Below are 19,913 nucleotides of genomic sequence, written 5' to 3'. Positions count from 1 at the left end.
AGTTGTAGCAAAACTTTTTTAACAGCTCCCTAAAAAATGAAAAGTTTCTAAAAATTTTTGCGCTCTTTGAGATTTGGGGTTATTGAAAAACTCTTTAGCGGTGTTTTCTTCAGCAATTTTACCGCTATCAAAAAAGATAATTTTATCTGCAATTTTTTGAGCGAATTTCATCTCATGCGTAACAACAACCATGCTCATGCCTTCATTTGCAAGCTCTAAAACGACTTCTAGCACTTCTTTAATCATCTCAGGGTCTAATGAGGCTGTGATTTCATCTAAAAGCATGACTTCTGGCTTGGTGCATAAAGAGCGCACAATCGCTACTCGTTGTTTTTGCCCTCCGCTTAATTCGCTAGGATAGGCTTTTTGCTTATGCTCTAAGCCCACACGCCTTAAAAGCTCTATAGCTTGAATAGTAACTTCACTTTGAGAGCGTTTTTGCACTTTTAGGGGTGCGAGTAAAATATTGTCTAAAACATTTAAATGCGGGAATAATTCATAGTTTTGAAACACCATGCCAATTTTTTGGCGCAACTTGCTCCAATTAGTCGTAGGGGTATTAATTTTTTGTTGTTCAAAAATGATTTCGCCCCCATCAATTTTTTCAAGCCCGTTTAAGCACCTTAAAAAAGTGCTTTTTCCGCACCCACTAGGCCCTAAGATAACTGCTACTTCACCCTTTTTCAAAGTGAAGTTAATGCCATTTAAGACTAAAAGATTTTGATAAGTTTTTTGCAAATTTCTAGTTTCTAATAATACGCTCATCTTATCCTCTAATATGTTGGTATTTTTTCTCTAAATGAATGCTATAGAGACTTAAGCTATAACACAAAGCAAAATAAATCATTAAAATCACGCCATAAACTAAAAAGCTCGCATTAGGCATGCGTAAGAGATTGATTTCTATAATTTGCTGGCCTACTTTTAATAAATCAATCGCTCCAATAAGAGAGACTAAAGCAGTGGTTTTAATCATGCGTGTGAGTAGGTTCAAGCAAGCTGGCAAGAGAGATAAAAAAGCTTGGGGAAAAATGATTCTAAAAACAATGCTTCTTTTTTCTAAACCTAAAGCTAGAGCGCTTTCTATTTGGTGTGAATTGATAGAAATTAATGCTCCTCTAGTTAAATCCATCATTTCAGCTATGCCCCATACGCTAAAAACAATAATGCTTGCCAAAATAGCGCTAATGTGTAAATCTAGTAAATTTGCCAAGCCAAAATACACGATAAAAAGCCATGCTAGAAGCGGGATAATACGCACCACTTCTAAATACACACGACAAAATACTTGAATAGCTTTAGAGCCAAATGCCATTAAAGCTCCCATAAACGCCCCTAAAATTAAAGAAATAATAATGGAGCTAAAAGCAATAAAAAGCGTAACGCCTAAACCTTCTAACAAACGCTTAAGATTGTCTAATTCTAATAATACGCCCATTTTAAACTAACTTCTTTTTAAAATGATTTTCCAAAAAGCTTGCAAGAATGCTTAAAGGGAGCAAGATAACTAAGTAGCTTAAGGTCAGCATTAAAAGGCTTTCGGTTGTTTTATAATAAATGCCAATTAAATCCTTAGCCACAAACATAATATCTGTTAAGGCGATTGCCCCTACAACAGAAGTTTCTTTGAGTAAGAAAATCACATTTGCTGTTAAGGAGGGCATAGAAACACTTAAGCTTTGAGGCAAGATAATGTAGCGCATAAGTTGCAACCGACTAAAGCCCAAACTTAAAGCACTTTGTGTTTGAATGGGGTTTAAACTCTTAAAGCCTAATAAAAAGCTTTGAGCCATATACCCTCCACCTAAAAACCCTAAGGCGATAACAGCACAAGAAAAAGCGCTTAATCTCAAGCCTATTTCATTCAAACCGTAGTATAAAAAGAAGAGTTGTATGAGTAATGGGGTGTTTCTAGCCACTTCTACATATGCATGGGTTAGAGGAGTTAGAAAGCGTGGCTTAAAATATAAGATAACAGCACTCAAAAACCCTACAACAAGAGCTAATAAAATACCAAAAAGCGAGATAGAAAGCGTGAGTTCTAGCCCCTTTATAAAAGCGGGGACAAAACGCCCTATAAAATCCCAATCTAATGTCATATTGTTAATTGTTATACCTTATAAAATATCCATTTGTTTTTAGTTAAAATGTTGCTATTCTATCTTAAAATCTTAAATTTCTTAAAAAAATCTTTTTTTGTTATGATTTTAAAACCAAATAGTTAGGATTAAGAATGCTAGAACAACGAGTGCAATTACATGCTAAATTATGGAAAATTTTAAACGCCACACGAGCGAGCGATTATCAAAAAGAGCATGTTTTAGGGCTTGTTTTATATCGTTATCTTTCACAAGATTTTAGTGTGTTTTTTAACACACGCATAAATAATGAAAGCTTGAAATACGAAAATTTAAGCGATGAAGAATTTAATACGCTTGTTTGCAAGGAAAATATTGTAGAAATCATCAAAGAAAAAGGCTTGTTTATGTATCCAAGCCAGCTATTTTGCAATGTCTTAAAATCTTTTAAGAAAAATCAAGAGCCATCTTTAGGGCTGTATTTGGACAATATTTTCAAACAGATTGAAAACCCTCTAAACACGCTTGAATTAGAGAGTGATGGCTTTGTAGAAAGGCATTTTTTTGGCTTATTTAATAATGTATCCTTAAATAAGATTGGTATTACTAATGACGCTAGTAACCAACAAGCCAATCTAGCAAGCCAAAATGAGAGTATTGAAGGCCTCATTAAAATCATTGCAGAAATTGATGATTTTAATGAGGGGGGGGGGGGGTAAATCCCCTTAGCATTGATATTCTAGGTGATGCCTATGAATACTTAATCAATTATTACGCACAAAAAGCAGGGCAGAGTGGGGGCGAGTTTTTTACCCCTCAAAGCGTGTCGCATTTACTTTATAAAATCACGCACGCTCATTTAGAAAAAACCCCTTATTTTTTAGATAAAAATCCTATCAGTGTTTATGACCCATGTTGTGGCTCTGGCTCATTGCTCTTGCAATTTGCTAGAAACAACTATTCTTATCAATTCTATGGACAAGAAAAGAACCCCTTAAATTACGATTTAGCCCGCATGAATATGTTCTTGCATGGCGTTGATTTTTCAAATTTTAATATAAGATGTGAAGACACCCTTTTAAACCCAAAGCATGCTAAAGAGGGCGCTATTAGGCATGGGTTTGATATTATCGTTTCTAATCCGCCCTTTAGCTATGGCAAGGATATTAAAGGTGGTTGGTATAAAAAAGAAAAGAAACTTTTAGAATTAGACGAGCGTTTTAGAATGGTTGGGGCATTAGCGCCAAGCTCTAAGGCGGATTTAGCCTTTATACTGCATATGTGCGATTTATTGTCGCATTATGGCATGTGTGCGAGTGTCATTGCTAATGGAGCGCTATATCGTGCCAATAGTGAGGCAAAAATCAGAGAATATTTGATTAAAAGAGACTTTGTAGATTGTGTGATTGCCTTGCCTAATGACTTGTTTTTTGGCACTACAATTCCAGCCTCTATTATCATTTTACGCAAAAATAAATTTAAAGAGTGCGAAAAAAACAATGTTTTGCTTATTGATGCGAGCAAGCTTTTTGAGAGAAAAGACACCAAAAACCAACTCAATGACACACATATTGCAAAGATTTTAGAGGCATATGCTTTGCGCCAAGCTATAGAGAACTTTTGCTATCTCAAAACCAAAGAAGAATTACAAACTAATGGTTATAACCTAAGTGTGCCTAGTAGCATAGAAGAGCAAGAAAAAATCAATATCAAAGATTTGAATTTAGAATTAGAAGAAATTATTAAAACCCAAAATTTAAAGCGCTCTTTTTTAGACAATCTCATTAACGAGCTTGAAAGGGGGTATTAAAGCATGGGCTTGAAATATCAAGGGTTAAAAAATGAGGTCTTTTTAAGAGTTTTAAGGCAAAATCCCACTTCAAAGAACCCCCAAAAAATGGGGGAAACCTTTCAGCGTGAAAGTTTTAATTCAAACTTAAGTCCCCAAAAAGAAAACTTAAGATATACTTCACGCAAAGGTTTTTTACTATGTTTAGACATAGCAAATCCTTTGTTAAGTGGTGTATGCCCTAGTCAAAAACTAGGGCATGGTGCAATTCTATCACAAAACCCTAAAACCCCTTTGATAACGCTTTTTCAAACCCTTAAAAAGAATAACCCCCTTTTTCTAAATGAAACCTTTAAAAGAGTGCGAGAAGTTTTTAATCCCAAACAACCCATGCTAAGCCTTTTAAATAATGGGGGGCTTGCATGAAAGCTTATTTAAAACACCTTTTAAAAGAATGTTGTGCGCATGGCGTGGAATTTAAAACGCTTGGGGAAATAGGCACATTTATTAGTGGGTTACGAAATAAAAATAAGGAACATTTTAGGAATGGTAATGCCAAGTATATTTCATATCTCAATGTGTATCAAAATATCTCTATAGATTTTAACGACTTGCCTTTAGTTAAAATGGGAGAGAATGAAAAACAGACAACTTTAGAATTGGGTGATGTTTTATTTACAACTTCATCAGAAACACCTAATGAAGTGGCTATCTCAAGCGTTGTTACCAAAAAATTAGATGAGCCAATCTATTTTAATAGTTTTTGTTTTGGTTTTAGATTTTTTGAAAAAAATTTATTGCTACCAAATTTTACAAAGTATCTTTTTAGGTCATCATATTTTAGGGATTTGGCTATCAAAACGGCTAATGGCACAACTCGTTATAATGTCTCTAAAAAATCTTTTTCAAACCTAAAAATCCCTATACCCCCCTTAAAAGTGCAAGAAAGAATTATAGAGATTTTAGACGCTTTCACAGAACTTAAAACAGAACTTAAAACAGAACTTAAAAAGCGGGGCGAGCAATACGCTTATTACAGGGATAGCTTGTGTGATTTTAGCGATATTAACAAGCATTATTTAAAGGATTTGATAGTTACTTCTCTCAAAAAGGACGCCTCCAAAAAGGAGGCTAAGGCTCAACGCTCAATTTTAAACTCTAATTTAAATCCTAAAAAGGAAAAATTAAAGTATAATGAACGCCAAGACTTCCTAGATGGTTTTGCCATTAGAAGTCCTTTTTTGAGAAGTTATGCCCCTAATCTTAACGAGAAGGGGCACAATGAAATTCTATCTAAAAACGCTAAAACCCCCCTTAATATTGTGTCGTGGTTTGCCCCCACTAAGCTAAGAGAAGTCGCCCCTAAAGAGTGCTTACCATCCTCTCTTTTAGAGTCGCATGACGCTATAGAATTTAAAACGCTTGGGGAAGTTTTTGATATTAGGGGCGGTTATACACCATCTACAAAAAATAAAGAATTTTGGGAAAATGGCACGATTTCTTGGTTTAAAATGGAAGATTTACGAGAAAATGGCTTGTATTTAAAAGAGGCAGAAGTTAAAATTACTTCAAAAGCTATCAAGGGTAAGGGGTTATTTAAAAAGCACTCTATTGTTTTAGCAACTTCAGCAACCATAGGCGAACATGCTATTTTAGAATGCGATGCATTAACAAATCAGAGATTTACAAATTTTGAAGTTAAAGAAAAATACAAAAAGTATTTTAATAGTTATTTTGTATTTTATTATTTCTTTATTATTGACAAAGAATGTTTAAAAATTACAAATTCTAGTAATTTTGCATCTGTTGATATGACACAGCTTAAAAACCTAAAAATCCCTATACCCCCCTTAAAAGTGCAAGAAAGAATTGTAGAGATTTTAGACGCTTTTAATGACAGCACCAAAGGGCTTATTTTCTTAATAGAAAAAGAATTAGCATTAAGAGAAAAGCAATACACCCACTATAGAGACGCCCTCTTAGATTTTAACATTAAGGAAGAACATGCCTAAACAACAAAAAGTCATTTTAGAAAGTCCTTTAACTTGTATGAGCGCTTTTATTACTCCGCCCAAAAGAGAGACTACCACTTCAAAGCAATATGAGACTAAGGGGCTTGATAGCTTAGAAAACAAGCTTTTAAAAGATTTAATCTCTTTAGGGTATCAAAAAATTGCCCCAAAAAATGAGCAAGAGTTAAAAGCTAATTTGAAAATGTGCCTTGAAAGGCTTAATAACATCACTTTGAGTGAAAAAGAATTTAAAAGATTGCTTAATGATGAGCTTAATGGCAAGGACTATATAGAAAAAACTAGACAAGTGCAAGAAAATTTTGAATTTATTTTTGAGCTTGACAATAAGGAACAAAAAACTCTTAAGCTTTTTGATAAGTTTAATTTGAGTAATAATTGCTTGCAAGTTATGCACCAATACAAGAGCAAAACTAATCGCTATGATGTGCAAATTCTTATCAATGGCTTGCCTTTAGTGCATATTGAGCTTAAGCAAAGGGGGGTGCGTGTTAAAGAGGCTATAGAGCAACTAGAGAGATATAAAGAGGAGGGGTTAAAGGGGAATTTATTTGAGTTTATCCAAATGTTTGTAGTCTCTAATGGCACAACAAGCTATTACTACCCTAATAGTGCGTTTTTTAGAGAAAAAGAGCAAGAAAGTAGCGCCAAAATAGAAAGCGTGTTTAAAATCCATTGGGCGAGCAAGGATAACAAGGCATGGTTAGATTTAGAAGATTTTGGTCAATCGTTTTTACACCCTACTACGCTTTTAGAAATGCTATTTTTTTATAGTGTGTTTAATGTCAAAAACGAGCTACTGATTATGCGCCCTTATCAAGTGGGGGCTTGCGAAGAAATCTTGCAAAATATTTATAAGAATTTAGACCATAAAGAAAGATGTAAATCTAGGGGCTATATATGGCATTCTACAGGGAGTGGTAAGACGCTTACTAGTTTTAAAACAGCGATTTTATTGAAAAACTTTGAAAAGATTGAAAAAATTCTTTTTGTGGTGGATAGGAAAGATTTAGACTATCAAAGCATGCAAGAATACAATAAATTTCAAAAAGGCTGTGTAGAAGGCACTAAAAATAGCGCTGATTTGAAAGAAAAGCTAGAAAGTGCTGAAGAAAAAGATAAGATAATTATCACCACCATTCAAAAATTAAGCCATATGATTAAAAAGGATAAGGGGACTGAGAGCTACTATACTAAAGAAGTGGTTTTTATCTTTGATGAGTGTCATCGCTCGCAATTTGGCACTATGCATAAAAGCATTATTAGTAGTTTTAGAAAGTATCATTTATATGGATTTACCGGAACGCCTATTTTTAGCCAATCTCAAAAAGAGAGTTTGTTGAATGGCATAGAAGTTAGAGAAAACGATAATCTAGGAAATTATGGAAACTATACGGATTTAGTTTTTAATCAATGCTTGCATAGATATACTATAGTAGATGCGATTAGAAATGGCACGGTGCTAAAGTTTATGATAGATTATTATAAAGATAATGAGAAATTAGACAAGCTTGAAAGTCTAAATCCTAAACGCATTGACACTATTACTAAAGAAATTATCACTCAATTTAACACCAAGACAAACGAGCGTGAGTTTAATTCAATTCTAGCGACTGAAAACATTCAAATGGCTAAAAGCTATTATGAATGCTTTAAAAACAATGCGCATGACTTAAAAATCGCTTTGATTTATAGCGCTAGTGCTAAGGGAGATGAAGAGGAGGAAAACAACGAAGAAGTTACAGGTTTAGAGCTTAATGACAAAGAATTTTTAAGTAGAGCTATCAATGATTATAATAATAGCTTTGGTACAAATTATCATATAGATTATAATTTTGCTGAGTATTACAAAGATATTTCTTCAAAAATGAAAGATACAGAAATTGATTTGTTGATTGTGGTGAATATGTTTTTGACCGGTTTTGATGCGCCTAGGCTTAACACGCTATGGGTGGATAAAAATCTTAAAGAGCATGGGCTAATCCAAGCTTTTAGTAGGACTAATAGGATTTATAACCCCAAAAAAGCGCATGGTAATATTGTGAGCTTTAGAAATTTAGAAAATAATCTTAATGATGCTTTAAGGCTGTATGGTTTGGCTAATAGTAAAGAAGTGGTGATGACTAATTACAAGCAAAGCCTTGAAGTTTATTTAGAATGCGCTAAAAGCTTAAAACAAGATTTTAGTCTCAATTCTTTGCAATATTTAGAAAATAAAGAGCAAAAAAGAGCGTTTATGAAAGCTTTTAATCAATTATTGAAATTAGATAATGCGCTTAGGTATTTCACACAATTTGAAAAAGATAAGCAAATCAGCGATAGGGAATTGCAAGATTATGGGAGCTATTATTATGACTTTAAAGATGAGTTGAAAGATAATAGCAATGACAATAATAATGAGAGCGATACGCCTACAGATAATAGGGGTAATCCAACTAGCCTAGATAATAATCAATTAGAGCAAGACTATGTTTTAGAGTTTTTAAAAGCTATTGAAGTGGGTGTTAAATATATCTTAGAGCTTTATGAAAAAAATACTCCTAAACTTGAGATTGATAAATGTATTAAAATGACACCTAGTGCTAGAGAGATAAAAGACTTGTTAGAAGAGTTTTTCAAGCGTTATGAAAGAAATAAGCCTAGTGATATTATTCAAGCTTTTAGAGATTTCATCATTGAAAAAAAAGAAAAAGATTTAGAACAGCTTATTAAAAAATATGATTTAAAAGACAAAGAGACAAAAGATTTTATTATGCAGGCTTTTAATAATCATGCGATTTCTTTTGTGGGGACTAAATTTGGCGCTATTTTTAAGATTGATTATTTTAATAAGGACTACGCACGCATTAAAAGAGAGGTCAAAAACGCTTTAGAAGAGTATTTTGAATTTTACACTAAAGACTTTTTAAAATAAGCTAACGCCATAAGGGGCTTTTAGCTTTTAAAATTTCTAAATAGAGTTGGTGGTTTTTATCAAGCAAATTGCGAGAATTTTCTTTGTGGAAGAGATGATAGGCTAAAGCACTAAATTTTAAGCGTCTTAGATGCCCCTTATTGAATAAAAAGCGTGCGACAAATTCGCTATCTTCTCGCCCCCAACCGACAAAATTTTCATTAAAGCCTTGAATATCTTCAAAATCCTTTTTAAAAAAACTCATATTCGCACTTCTAATACCAGAGAGTAATGGGGGGGGGTTTTAAGGAGAGCTTTTTGTGTAGTGAGTGATAGAGTATAGATAAGATGAGAGATTAAAGGCAGGCGTAAATTTTTAAGCGTGTTTTTATTAAAAGCTAGTTTATAGTCATTAGCGTTTAAGATATGTTCGCTTTCTTGTTGATTTAAAATGATTCGTGAGCCTTGCAAAAGGGTTTTTTCTTTGGCAAAATAAGCATGGTCTTTGATAAAATCTTTGTGTAAAATCATATCGGTATCAGTGATAACAATATATTCACTCTCACTTAGTGCTATGGCGTTATTCCTACTTTTTGCCGCTCTAAAACCCAAATCTTCTTGATAAGCGTGTTTGAGTGTAACCCCTAATTTTTTAAAAATCTCACAATAGCTTTCAATTAAAATTCTTGTAGGCTCTTTACTCCCATCATCAGCAATAATAATTTCATTAGGAAGTAAGCTTAGATTAAGTGCGGAATCTAGCACTAATTTAAGATAATTTTCTTTGTTATAAGTAGTAATAATAAGACTAATTGTCATATTTTGCTCTTAGTTTTATGGATTAAAAAAGCATTATAGAATTTTTTATACCAATTAGAGAACAAATATTTTATAATCCTTAAAAATTAGAATAATAAGGTTATGCATGCGTATTGTGTTTATGGGAACGCCTTTTTTTGCAAAAGTGGCATTAGAGGCGTTATTAAAAACTAAAGAGTTTGAGATAGTAGGGCTATTCACTCAAATAGACAAGCCTTTTGGGCGTAAAAAAGAGCTTAAAATGCCAGAAACTAAGGCCTATCTTATAGAAAATCATTTTAATATCCCTATTTTTCAGCCTGAAAAATTAGGCATAGAAGAAATAGATATTCTTAAAAATTTAAAGCCTGATTTTATTGTGGTGGTCGCTTATGGGAAGTTACTCCCTAAGGGTGTTTTAGAAATTGCACCTTGCATTAATTTGCATGCATCATTACTGCCTAAATATAGGGGGGCATCACCAATTCATGAAATGCTTTTAAATGATGATGAAATTTATGGGATAAGCACTATGCTTATGGATTTAGAAATGGATAGTGGGGATATTTTAGAAACCTTTTCTTTTAAAAGAAAGCGTTATTTGGATTTAGAAACCTTAAGTTTAGAGTTAGCTTATAAGGGTGCAGAATTACTCATTCATACGCTTAAAAATTTTACTTCTATAACCCCTAAAACACAAGAGCATGCTTTGGCAACTTTTTGCAAAAAGATTACTAAAAATGATGGTCTAGTAACTTTTAAAGACGCTAAGAATTTATTTTTAAAATCACTTGCCTTTAAAAGTTGGCCTCAAGTGTTTTTAGAAAGTGGTTTAAAGCTTTTAGAAATAGAGCTTATAGAAGAAATAAAAGCGCATGTAGAAGGGGAGATTTTAAATATTAGCGAGCAAGGCGTTATCATAGGGTGCTTAAAAGGAAGTGTCAAAATTGCTAGATTGCAAGCAGTTGGCAAGCAACCCTTAAAGGCTAAGGATTATCTCAATGGCAAGCGTTTGAAAATGGGCGATAAACTCGCATGAAAATCATGGTTTTTGAGAGTTTGCCCTCTACGCAAACTTATCTTTTAGAGCAATTAAAATCTAAACAATACCAAGCCCCTATCGCTGTATTAGCTTGCAAACAAAGTGCGGGCATTGGGAGTAGGGGAAATACTTGGGAGAGCGTAGAAAAGGCTTTGACTTTTTCTTTTGCTTTAAATGATAGCAATTTGCCTAAGGATTTGCCCATGCAAGCAAGTGCCTTATACTTAGGGTTTTTATTTAAAGAGGTGTTAAAAGAGCTAGGCTCAAGCGTGTGGCTCAAATGGCCTAATGACCTTTATATTGAGAAACAAAAAATTGGAGGGGTATTAGTGCAAGTATTTAGGGGGATTAGAGTGTGTGGGATTGGCATTAATAGAATGGCAACAAATAGAGCCGTTTTAGACATTAATGAGAATGATACGACGATTTTAGAGTGTTTTTTTAAAAAAGTAAAAGAAAAAATCTCATGGGGGCAAGTTTTAAGTAAGTATGCGTTAGAATTTCACAAAAACTACTCTTTTAACTTTCATACGCAATCAGGCACGATTATGAGTCTAAAAGATGCATTATTGTTAGAAGATGGTAGGATAGCTATCAAAGGAAAAACGCATGTTAGGATATGAATATTATGGGTGAAATCATTGCAGTAGCAAACCAAAAGGGCGGTGTAGGCAAGACGACTACCGCTGTTAATTTGGCTGCTTCTTTAGCCTTAGCAGAAAAAAAGATTTTATTGATTGATTTTGACCCTCAGTCTAATGCAACCACAAGTTTGGGATTTAGACGCAATAAGATTGATTATGATATTTATCATGTATTGATTGGACTCAAAAAAATTTCTCAAGTAATTTTAAAAACGCAAATGCCTTTTTTGGATTTAATTCCTTCAAATCTAGGTCTAGCTGGGATTGAAAAAGCATTTTATGATTATTCAAATGATGACAACCAAAATAATCGCAGAGAGCTTATGCTTAAAGGGGTTTTAAAAGATGTGATTGATTTGTATGATTATATTGTGATTGACTCTCCGCCCGCCTTAGGACCTTTGACAATCAATTCGCTTTCAGCGGCTCATTCAGTGATTATTCCTATTCAATGTGAATTTTATGCGCTTGAGGGTTTAGCACAACTGCTTAGCACTATTAAAATGTTAAAAGAAAATACCAATCCGGGACTTAAAATAAGGGGTTTTTTACCCGTGATGTATGCCCCACAGCTTAATCTTTCAAAGCAAGTATTAGCTGACTTGTCGCAACATTTTGATGAACAGCTTTTTAGAGATTTAAATACAAAAGAATATATTACAATTCCACGAAGTGTAAGGTTGGCCGAAGCGCCTAGTTTTGGAAAGCCTATTTTGCTTTATGATATTAAATCTAATGGCAGTATTGCCTATAGAAAATTAGCCCAAAGCATATTAGAGGGAGATTAATGGCAAAAAGTAAAGGTTTAGGCAGAGGACTTGGAGAGATTTTACCTGAAGTTTCAGAAGCTATGGAGCAAAGCCTATATAGTAGGGCAACTAGGATTGTGGAATTACAAATTGATGAGGTAATCCCTAATCCTTACCAACCTAGAAAGGTTTTTACTAAAGAATCTTTAGAAGAGTTAGCGCAATCTATTAAAGAGCATGGTTTGTTGCAACCGGTGTTAGTGGTGAGTGAAAATGGTCGCTATATTTTAATCGCAGGTGAGAGGCGTTTAAGGGCAAGCAAATTAGCTAAAATGCCCACCATAAAAGCCATTATTGTGGATATTGAGCAAGAAAAAATGCGTGAAGTGGCATTGATTGAAAATATCCAACGAGAAGATTTAAATCCTTTAGAGTTAGCCAAGTCTTATAAAGAGTTGTTAGAAAGTTACCAAATGACCCAAGATGAACTAGCCCATATTGTGAAAAAATCTCGAGCGCATGTGGCTAATACCATGCGCTTATTAACCCTCTCTAAGCAAGTGCAAGACACACTTTTAGAGGAAAAAATTACTTTTGGTCATGCCAAGATTTTAGTTGGTTTAGATGAAGATAAGCAAGAGTTAGCCCTTAATTCCATTTTGGGTCAAAAGCTCAATGTGCGAGATACTGAAGATTTGGTGCGCAATATGAAAAATCCTATTATAGCGCCCAAGAACAAAGGCTCTTCTTCTCAAAAAAATACCTTATTTAATAGTATTGCTAAAGAGCAATGGGGGCATTTTGAAAAGGAGCTTATGGATAAATACGGGCTAAAACTTTCTTTAAAGGGGGATAAGATTATTTTGCATTGTTGTGAAAAATCCGATTTGAAAGCCCTCATAGAAAGATTGGCACTTTAAATTGGCATAAAATTTTAAGTTTTAAGTTAATTTTTGTTAAGATACTTGCGATGTAATGACCTTTGTTATGGAGCTTAAAAGCTCCATTTTTTAAAAGCAAGTAAATAGGACTTTAATTAGGAAAGAAGTATCAAATGAATATAACAATTAACCCTTACTTGATGGCGCTTGTTTTTGTGGTGTTTGTTTTGTTGCTATGGGCAATGAATGCGTGGGTTTATAAGCCTTTGTTGGCTTTTATGGATAATAGAGAGGCTGAAATTAATGATAGCTTATCTAAGATTGAATCTGATAATAAGCAGAGCACTCAAATTCAAAGCCAGATTGAAGATTTGCTTAAAGATGCTAACGAGCAACGCAGAGCTATTATTGCTCAAGCTACAAAACAAGCTATAGAGGCTTATGATGCAATCATAGCGCAAAAAGAGAGTGAGTTAGAGCAAGAATTTGAAGATTTTTCTAGTCAATTAAAGAGTGAAAAACAAGTCTTAAAAGAGCAGTTAAAAGGAAAATTAGAAGTCTTTGAAACTGAGCTTAATAAACGCATGGTTGTATAGCAAGTAGGTTTAGAATGATGAATAAAAAAGTGATTTTAGTAGGGCTTTTGACATTAAGTCCTTTGTTGGGAGCAGAGTTTGATATTTCTCATACGGACATTTTAGAGCGTTTTTTAAATTTTTTATTGTTTATAGGGATTTTATGGATTTTTTTTGCGGGCAAGTTGAAAGAATTTTTTCAAGTAAGGCGTTCTCAAGTTTCTGAGCGTTTAGAAGAACTTCAAATTCAATTAAAAACTAGCAAAGAAAACAAAAGAAAGTTTCTCAAAGAGTTAGAAAAGGCTAAAGAGCAGGCTGAAAGTATTATTTCAGATGCTCATAAAGAGGCTTATACTATCACGCAAAAATACGAATTGCAGACTAAAACTGATGTAGAAAATTTGATAAAAAATTCTAAGGTTTTAATGGATGTGGAAGTGCGAAAGGTTAAAAAAGAGCTTATTGAGGGGGTATTCGCAGACCTAAAAGAGAGTAAGAAGGTAGCATTCAATGCCAAAGATTATGTGAATATCTTACAGCAAAGGCTCTAATATGCAAGAATTAAAAACAATATCTAGGCACTATGCTAAAGCGCTAATAAATTGCACTAAAGATGACTTGGGGTTATTAGAAGAGATTTTTTATGCCCTAAAAGATTTGCAAGAGGCGTTGCAAGATTTAAAATTGGCAAAGATTATTTTTGAAACACATATTCCTTTATCCATGAAGCAAAGTGTTTTGATAGCATTAGTAGAAAAGATGGTATCTGAAAAGGCATTTTCAGTGCTAAAGCCTTTATTAGAGCTTATGCTTAAGCATAATAGGCTTAAAGCTATAGATTTAATTATTAAAAAGTTATTGCCTCATTTGGATAGACCTAAAACTTTGGAGGCTGTTTTATTTGTGCAAGAAAAGCTTTCACAAGATAAGCTAACGACTATGCAACAAAAACTTGAAGAGCGTTTTCAGTCCTCTATACAAATCAACCAAGAATTATTGGGTGAAAATGGTGTGCGCTTGAGCTTGCCAAGTTTGGGGGTAGAAATGGGGTTTTCTAAAAGAAGTGTTTTAGAGTTTTTAGAAAAGCAAGTTATTCAATCTATTTAAGTTAATCTAAGGAGAGTTAATGTCTAAAATAAAATTAGAAGAAATCAGCTCAATTATTGAAGAAAAAATTAAGAATTTTGAATTTGATTTTGATATGGCTGAAGTCGGCAAGGTAGTTTCCTATGCTGATGGTGTGGCAAAAGTCTATGGCTTAAAAAATGTCATGTCTTATGAAGTGGTAGAGTTTGAAACCGGTGATAAGGGCTTGGCATCTAATTTGGAGGAAGACTGCGTAGGTATCATTGTTTTAGGCACTGGACATGCGATTAAGGAGGGAGTGAGTGTTAAGCGCACCAAAAGCTTAATGAAAGTTCCTGTGGGTGATGCAGTGGTAGGGCGTGTAGTCAATGCACTTGGAGAGCCTATTGATGCTAAGGGTGAGATAGAGACAAGCGAATTTGGATTTATCGAGCAAAAAGCTCCGGGCATTATGGATAGAAAATCTGTGCATGAGCCTCTTCAAACCGGAATTAAAGCTATTGATGCGCTCGTGCCTATTGGGCGTGGACAAAGAGAGTTGATTATTGGAGATAAGCAAACCGGTAAAACCACCGTTGCTATTGATACAATCATCAATCAAAAAGGTCAAAATGTTGTTTGTATCTATGTAGCTATTGGGCAAAAAGAATCTACTGTGGCGCAAGTGGTGCGTAAGCTAGAAGAATATGGAGCTATGGAATATACCGTAGTGATAAATGCCTCAGCCTCTGATTCTGCCGCTATGCAGTATTTAGCTCCCTATACGGGCGTAACGATGGGAGAATACTTTAGAGACCACGCTCGCCACGCTTTAATCATTTATGATGATTTGAGTAAGCATGCTGTAGCTTATAGAGAGATTTCTTTAATCTTAAGAAGACCACCAGGTAGAGAGGCATATCCCGGAGATGTGTTCTATATTCATTCAAGACTTTTAGAAAGAGCAGCTAAAGTTTCTGATGAAAAGGGTGCTGGTTCTTTAACTGCACTACCTATTATAGAGACTCAAGCGGGCGATGTATCTGCCTATATTCCTACTAATATTATTTCTATTACCGATGGACAAATTTTCCTAGAGACCGATTTGTTTTATTCTGGGATTCGTCCTGCTATCAATGTGGGTCTGTCAGTTTCAAGAGTTGGAGGAGCGGCTCAAATTAAAGCGACCAAACAAGTTTCTGGAACTTTGCGCTTAGACTTAGCTCAATATAGAGAGTTGCAAGCATTCGCTCAGTTTGCCTCTGATTTAGATGAGGCAAGCAAAAAACAATTAGAGCGTGGGCAACGCATGGTGGAGGTTTTAAAACAAGCTCCTTATTCGCCCTTACCTATTGAAAAGCAAGTGGTAATTATTTATGCGGGAGCTAAAGGCTTTTTGGATAATATCAGTGTGAAAAAAGTTGTAGACTTTGAAGAGCAATTACACCCATTCTTGGAGGCTAAATATCCTCAAGTTTTAGAAGAAATTCGCACTAAAAAGGCTTTAGATAAGGATTTAGAGGCGATGTTAAAGAAAGTTTTGGAGGAATTCAAGCTTACTTATAGTGAGTAGGAGAGCGCTAGATTATGGCAAACTTAAGAGATATTAGAAAGAAAATTGGAAGCGTTAAAAATACGCAAAAGATTACCCATGCTATGAAACTTGTCTCTACTTCCAAACTTAGAAAGGCCGAAGAAGTGGCAAGGCGCTCTAGGGTGTATGCGTTAAAATTAGAAAAAGTATTTAATGATATTTTGTCAAAAATGCGAAATCAAGGGCTTGAAAACATTCAAAGCAAATATTTTAGCGCCTTAGAAAGACTTGAGATTAAAAAGGTGGATATTATTTTTATCACAGCCGATAAGGGACTTTGTGGGGGCTTTAACACCAATACGATTAAAAAAGTCTTAGCATGTGCGAGTTCATATAAAGAACAAGGCATAAAAGTGCGTTTAAGGGGTATTGGCAAAAAAGGTAATGAATACTTTAACTTTAATGGGATTGAAGTTTTAGATAAAGTGAATGATTTAAGCTCTGCACCTAATTATGAACGAGCACAAGATTTTATGAAAGAGGTTGTTGAAGACTATTTAGAGGGAGAAACCGATAAAGTAATCCTTGTTTATAATGGCTTTAAGAACATGATTAGTCAAGAATTAAAAATAAAGGTTTTGTTACCTGTAGGGCATGAAATTACTCATCAAAAAGATGTAAAAATTCGTCCACAAGATACTATCACATGTGAACCTAATGATAATGAAGATGAGATTTTAGATTCTTTAGCAAAGAAATTTGTAGAATATAGTTTGTATTACGCTTTAATTGACTCTTTAGCAGCAGAACATAGCGCTAGAATGCAGGCTATGGATACAGCGACTAATAATGCTAAAGATTTGGTTAAGAATTTAAGCATTGCTTATAACAAAGCTAGGCAAGAAGCTATTACGACTGAGTTAGTAGAGATTAATGCTGGCGTGGAAGCGCTTAATTAAAAAATAAATTTAAATTAATCAAGGAGCAACAAAAGAGATGGAAGGGAAAATTATTCAAGTCCTAGGTCCTGTTGTAGATGTTGAGTTTGAGGCATATCTTCCAGCAATTCATGAAGCCTTAGATGTGCGTTTTGGTGTAGATGGGGAAGAAAAATCCTTAGTATTAGAGGTAGCCGCCCATTTAGGAGGCAATCGTGTAAGAACGATTGCGATGGATATGACAGAAGGCTTAGTGCGTAATCAAGTAGTAAAAGCTCGTGGCAAGATGATTGAAGTGCCTGTAGGTGAAGAAGTTTTAGGGCGTATTTTTAATGTTGTAGGCGAGACTATTGACAACCTAGAACCTCTTAAGCCTGCTACTATGTGGCCTATTCATAGGAGTGCACCTACTTTTGAGCAACAAAGCACCAAAACAGAGATGTTTGAAACCGGTATTAAAGTCATTGACTTATTAGCGCCTTATTCTAAGGGTGGTAAAGTAGGCTTGTTTGGGGGGGCTGGTGTAGGAAAGACTGTTATTATTATGGAGCTTATTCATAATGTGGCTTATAAGCATAATGGGTATTCTGTATTTGCTGGTGTGGGGGAACGCACTAGGGAGGGGAATGACCTTTATCATGAAATGAAAGAAGGAGGCGTTTTAGACAAAGTCGCCCTATGCTATGGGCAAATGAATGAGCCACCGGGAGCGAGAAATCGCATTGCCTTTACCGGTTTGACTATGGCGGAGTATTTCAGAGATGAAAAAGGCTTAGATGTTTTGATGTTTATTGACAACATCTTTAGATACGCTCAAAGTGGTGCAGAGATGAGTGCGTTATTAGGGCGTATTCCTTCAGCGGTGGGGTATCAGCCTACACTAGCTGGCGAAATGGGGAAACTTCAAGAAAGAATTGCTTCCACTAAAAATGGCTCTATCACTTCAGTTCAAGCGGTATATGTGCCAGCAGATGATTTGACTGACCCAGCTCCTGCATCAGTGTTTGCGCATTTAGATGCTACTACGGTGTTGAATAGAAAAATTGCTGAAAAAGGGATTTATCCAGCAGTAGACCCCCTAGATTCTACTTCAAGGATTTTAAGCCCTCAAATGATAGGCGAAAGGCATTATAAGATTGCCACAGGTATCCAGCAAGTTTTGCAAAAATATAAAGACTTGCAAGATATTATCGCTATTTTAGGTTTAGATGAATTGAGCGAGGAAGATAAAAAAATTGTAGAAAGAGCTAGAAAAATTGAGAAGTTTTTATCTCAGCCTTTCTTTGTGGCAGAAGTCTTTACGGGGAGTCCCGGAAAATATGTAACCTTGCAAGAGACTTTGGAGGGCTTTGAGGGAATCTTAGAGGGCAAGTATGACCATATTCCTGAAAATGCCTTTTATATGGTAGGTGGCATTCAAGAAGTTTTAGAAAAAGCTAAGAACATGAAAAACTCTTAAAAAGGATTTTTGCATGGCTTTATTAAATATCAGCGTGGTAGTTCCTCAAGGGGAGGTTTATCTAGGAAAAGCTAAGAGTGTAGTATTGCCCGGAAATGTAGGGGAATTTGGAGTGCTTAGTGGGCATAGCAACATGGTTTCTTTACTCAAAGCCGGTATTATTGAGATTGAAACGGAGCAAAAAAAGGATTTTATTGCGATTGATTGGGGCTATGCAGAAATCACTCAAGAGGGGGTGGAAGTTTTAGCTGATGGAGCTGTTTTTATTGGCGAAAAACATGGGAGCAAGGAAGATGAAATTTCTAGGGCTAAAAAGCTTTTAGAAGATGCAAGCTCTGATAGATTGGCGATTTCAAGCGTGCTTGCCAAGCTTGAGTCCCTTTGAAATAATCAAGTAAAAGGGATTGGTAATGTTAGATTCATTGGCATATTTTGTGCATGAAAGTGGTTTTATTACACTTCTTGTTATGGCGTGGCTTTCGTTTTATTTGGTGGCAACTTTGTGGGTTTTTGTCTATAAATCTGTGATGCTAAGGATTTATTTGGAGCGTGAAACACAATCGCTTTCTAAAATTCTTAATGGCAAGCAAGATATGCCAGAACACCCTATGTTTGAAGTTTCTAAGGAGGCATCTAAAGAATTGTTGCAAGCTTGGAAACATCAAATACTTAAGCAAAGCACAACAGGCTTGGTGATTTTGAGTATTATTGCCTCTACAGCACCTTTTATAGGACTTTTTGGAACGGTAGTTGAAATTTTAAGTGCTTTTAATAGTTTGGGCGCATTAGGTCAAGCCTCTTTTGGAGTGATTGCCCCCATTATTTCTAAAGCCCTTATCGCAACTGCTGGAGGCATTTTGACAGCCATTCCAGCTTATTCGTTCTATTTGGTTTTAAAGCGTAAGGTTTATGATGTATCTGTTTATGTGCATATGCAAACAGATATTTTATCGGCACGAGAGGCTCATTAGCATTTAAGACTTAGAAATTAGAGCAAGAGATTTTTATGGATTATAATAATTATTGGGACGAAGATAAGCCAGAATTAAACATTACGCCTTTAGTAGATGTGATGTTGGTATTGTTGGCAATCCTTATGGTTACAACACCAACTTTGACCTATCAAGAAGAGATTGCTTTGCCCTCTGGCTCTAAGACTTTTAGGGCAGTGCAAGATAAGGTTATAGAAATTCGCATGGATAAGCATGCTAAAATTTATATTGATAAGCAAACTTATGAATATAAGGCATTTCCAGATACTTTTAACTTACTTTCTAAAAAATATGATAAGAACACTAAGGTAAATATTAGGGCTGATAAGCATTTGACTTATGAAAAAGTCATTTATTTGTTAAAGACCATTAAAGAGGCGGGTTTTTTGAAAGTTTCTTTAATTACGAGTTCATAGCTTAAAAATAGTGGTGTGGGGTTTAGGTGA

23 protein-coding genes are annotated in these 19,913 nt (G+C 34.9%); 18 read left to right on the top strand and 5 right to left on the bottom strand.

The genetic code is table 11. The features are described 5' to 3' along the window. Nucleotides 1-18: 18 nt before the first annotated feature. Genes HCW_RS08565 through HCW_RS08555 form a run of 3 tightly spaced genes read right to left on the bottom strand, consistent with a single transcriptional unit; the run spans nucleotide 19 to nucleotide 2,099 of the window. Nucleotides 19-765, bottom strand: coding sequence for an amino acid ABC transporter ATP-binding protein (locus tag HCW_RS08565; protein WP_014661817.1), 747 nt, complete (start codon nucleotides 763-765; stop codon nucleotides 19-21). Between the two features lies 1 nt (nucleotide 766). Then, nucleotides 767-1,438 carry an amino acid ABC transporter permease gene (locus HCW_RS08560; RefSeq protein WP_014661816.1) on the bottom strand — a complete coding sequence of 224 codons (672 nt, stop codon included), beginning with the start codon at nucleotides 1,436-1,438 and terminating at the stop codon, nucleotides 767-769. 1 nt (nucleotide 1,439) lies between these two features. Continuing rightward, complete coding sequence (locus HCW_RS08555) at nucleotides 1,440-2,099, bottom strand: amino acid ABC transporter permease (protein WP_014661815.1); 660 nt, start codon at nucleotides 2,097-2,099, stop codon at nucleotides 1,440-1,442. A gap of 134 nt (nucleotides 2,100-2,233) precedes the next feature. Between HCW_RS08555 and HCW_RS09175 the strand changes: the two genes are divergently transcribed. Genes HCW_RS09175 through HCW_RS08530 form a run of 5 tightly spaced genes read left to right on the top strand, consistent with a single transcriptional unit; the run spans nucleotide 2,234 to nucleotide 8,811 of the window. After that, a complete protein-coding gene (locus tag HCW_RS09175; protein ID WP_014661814.1) occupies nucleotides 2,234-2,797 on the top strand; it encodes a type I restriction-modification system subunit M N-terminal domain-containing protein in 564 nt (187 codons plus the stop codon). An 11-nt stretch (nucleotides 2,798-2,808) separates the two neighbouring features. Beyond that, on the top strand, nucleotides 2,809-3,888 hold the full coding sequence (locus tag HCW_RS09170) for a type I restriction-modification system subunit M (RefSeq protein ID WP_081478668.1): 1,080 nt from the start codon (nucleotides 2,809-2,811) through the stop codon (nucleotides 3,886-3,888). 3 nt (nucleotides 3,889-3,891) lie between these two features. Beyond that, nucleotides 3,892-4,293: a hypothetical protein gene (locus tag HCW_RS08545; RefSeq protein WP_014661812.1), complete on the top strand. Its 402-nt coding sequence runs from the start codon at nucleotides 3,892-3,894 to the stop codon at nucleotides 4,291-4,293. Continuing rightward, entirely contained in the window at nucleotides 4,290-5,879 is a 1,590-nt protein-coding gene (locus HCW_RS09315) for a restriction endonuclease subunit S (protein ID WP_014661811.1), read from the top strand. The genes HCW_RS08545 and HCW_RS09315 overlap by 4 nt, the downstream gene beginning before the upstream one ends. After that, entirely contained in the window at nucleotides 5,872-8,811 is a 2,940-nt protein-coding gene (locus tag HCW_RS08530) for a type I restriction endonuclease subunit R (RefSeq protein ID WP_014661810.1), read from the top strand. Before HCW_RS09315 ends, HCW_RS08530 begins: the two co-directional genes overlap by 8 nt. 1 nt (nucleotide 8,812) lies before the next feature. On the opposite strand, the gene HCW_RS09800 is transcribed toward HCW_RS08530, so the two are convergent. Both HCW_RS09800 and HCW_RS08525 read right to left on the bottom strand, forming a co-directional pair. After that, nucleotides 8,813-9,055, bottom strand: a complete 243-nt coding sequence (locus HCW_RS09800) for a galactosyltransferase-related protein (RefSeq protein WP_052306444.1) — start codon at nucleotides 9,053-9,055, stop codon at nucleotides 8,813-8,815. Continuing rightward, a complete protein-coding gene (locus HCW_RS08525; protein ID WP_052306443.1) occupies nucleotides 9,052-9,609 on the bottom strand; it encodes a glycosyltransferase in 558 nt (185 codons plus the stop codon). The genes HCW_RS09800 and HCW_RS08525 overlap by 4 nt, the downstream gene beginning before the upstream one ends. Nucleotides 9,610-9,715: 106 nt before the next feature. Between HCW_RS08525 and fmt the strand changes: the two genes are divergently transcribed. The 13 genes from fmt (at nucleotide 9,716) to HCW_RS08460 (ending at nucleotide 19,883) form a co-directional block, all read left to right on the top strand. Further along, nucleotides 9,716-10,627 (top strand): methionyl-tRNA formyltransferase, encoded by a 912-nt coding sequence (fmt, locus tag HCW_RS08520; RefSeq protein ID WP_014661809.1) that lies wholly within the window; start codon nucleotides 9,716-9,718, stop codon nucleotides 10,625-10,627. After that, on the top strand, nucleotides 10,624-11,253 hold the full coding sequence (locus tag HCW_RS08515) for a biotin--[acetyl-CoA-carboxylase] ligase (protein WP_014661808.1): 630 nt from the start codon (nucleotides 10,624-10,626) through the stop codon (nucleotides 11,251-11,253). The genes fmt and HCW_RS08515 overlap by 4 nt, the downstream gene beginning before the upstream one ends. A 5-nt stretch (nucleotides 11,254-11,258) precedes the next feature. Beyond that, on the top strand, nucleotides 11,259-12,062 hold the full coding sequence (locus HCW_RS08510; protein ID WP_014661807.1) for a ParA family protein: 804 nt from the start codon (nucleotides 11,259-11,261) through the stop codon (nucleotides 12,060-12,062). Further along, nucleotides 12,062-12,943: a ParB/RepB/Spo0J family partition protein gene (locus HCW_RS08505; protein ID WP_014661806.1), complete on the top strand. Its 882-nt coding sequence runs from the start codon at nucleotides 12,062-12,064 to the stop codon at nucleotides 12,941-12,943. The genes HCW_RS08510 and HCW_RS08505 overlap by 1 nt, the downstream gene beginning before the upstream one ends. Nucleotides 12,944-13,077: 134 nt before the next feature. After that, nucleotides 13,078-13,500: a F0F1 ATP synthase subunit B' gene (locus HCW_RS08500; RefSeq protein WP_014661805.1), complete on the top strand. Its 423-nt coding sequence runs from the start codon at nucleotides 13,078-13,080 to the stop codon at nucleotides 13,498-13,500. A gap of 14 nt (nucleotides 13,501-13,514) precedes the next feature. After that, complete coding sequence (locus HCW_RS08495; RefSeq protein WP_014661804.1) at nucleotides 13,515-14,030, top strand: F0F1 ATP synthase subunit B; 516 nt, start codon at nucleotides 13,515-13,517, stop codon at nucleotides 14,028-14,030. A 1-nt stretch (nucleotide 14,031) separates the two neighbouring features. Beyond that, on the top strand, nucleotides 14,032-14,586 hold the full coding sequence (locus HCW_RS08490; protein ID WP_014661803.1) for a F0F1 ATP synthase subunit delta: 555 nt from the start codon (nucleotides 14,032-14,034) through the stop codon (nucleotides 14,584-14,586). Nucleotides 14,587-14,605: 19 nt separating this feature from the next. Then, nucleotides 14,606-16,117: a F0F1 ATP synthase subunit alpha gene (atpA, locus tag HCW_RS08485; RefSeq protein WP_014661802.1), complete on the top strand. Its 1,512-nt coding sequence runs from the start codon at nucleotides 14,606-14,608 to the stop codon at nucleotides 16,115-16,117. 14 nt (nucleotides 16,118-16,131) lie between these two features. Next, nucleotides 16,132-17,037, top strand: a complete 906-nt coding sequence (atpG, locus tag HCW_RS08480) for an ATP synthase F1 subunit gamma (RefSeq protein WP_014661801.1) — start codon at nucleotides 16,132-16,134, stop codon at nucleotides 17,035-17,037. Between the two features lie 37 nt (nucleotides 17,038-17,074). Continuing rightward, nucleotides 17,075-18,475: a F0F1 ATP synthase subunit beta gene (gene atpD / locus HCW_RS08475; protein ID WP_014661800.1), complete on the top strand. Its 1,401-nt coding sequence runs from the start codon at nucleotides 17,075-17,077 to the stop codon at nucleotides 18,473-18,475. Between the two features lie 13 nt (nucleotides 18,476-18,488). Beyond that, complete coding sequence (gene atpC / locus HCW_RS08470) at nucleotides 18,489-18,860, top strand: ATP synthase F1 subunit epsilon (protein WP_014661799.1); 372 nt, start codon at nucleotides 18,489-18,491, stop codon at nucleotides 18,858-18,860. A 25-nt stretch (nucleotides 18,861-18,885) separates the two neighbouring features. Then, nucleotides 18,886-19,446, top strand: a complete 561-nt coding sequence (locus tag HCW_RS08465; RefSeq protein WP_014661798.1) for a MotA/TolQ/ExbB proton channel family protein — start codon at nucleotides 18,886-18,888, stop codon at nucleotides 19,444-19,446. A gap of 35 nt (nucleotides 19,447-19,481) precedes the next feature. Further along, nucleotides 19,482-19,883 (top strand): ExbD/TolR family protein, encoded by a 402-nt coding sequence (locus HCW_RS08460; protein ID WP_014661797.1) that lies wholly within the window; start codon nucleotides 19,482-19,484, stop codon nucleotides 19,881-19,883. Nucleotides 19,884-19,913 lie beyond the last annotated feature (30 nt).

This window comes from Helicobacter cetorum MIT 00-7128 (assembly GCF_000259255.1).
Lineage (GTDB): Bacteria > Campylobacterota > Campylobacteria > Campylobacterales > Helicobacteraceae > Helicobacter > Helicobacter cetorum_B.
This window is presented reverse-complemented; position numbering and strand designations above follow the sequence as displayed.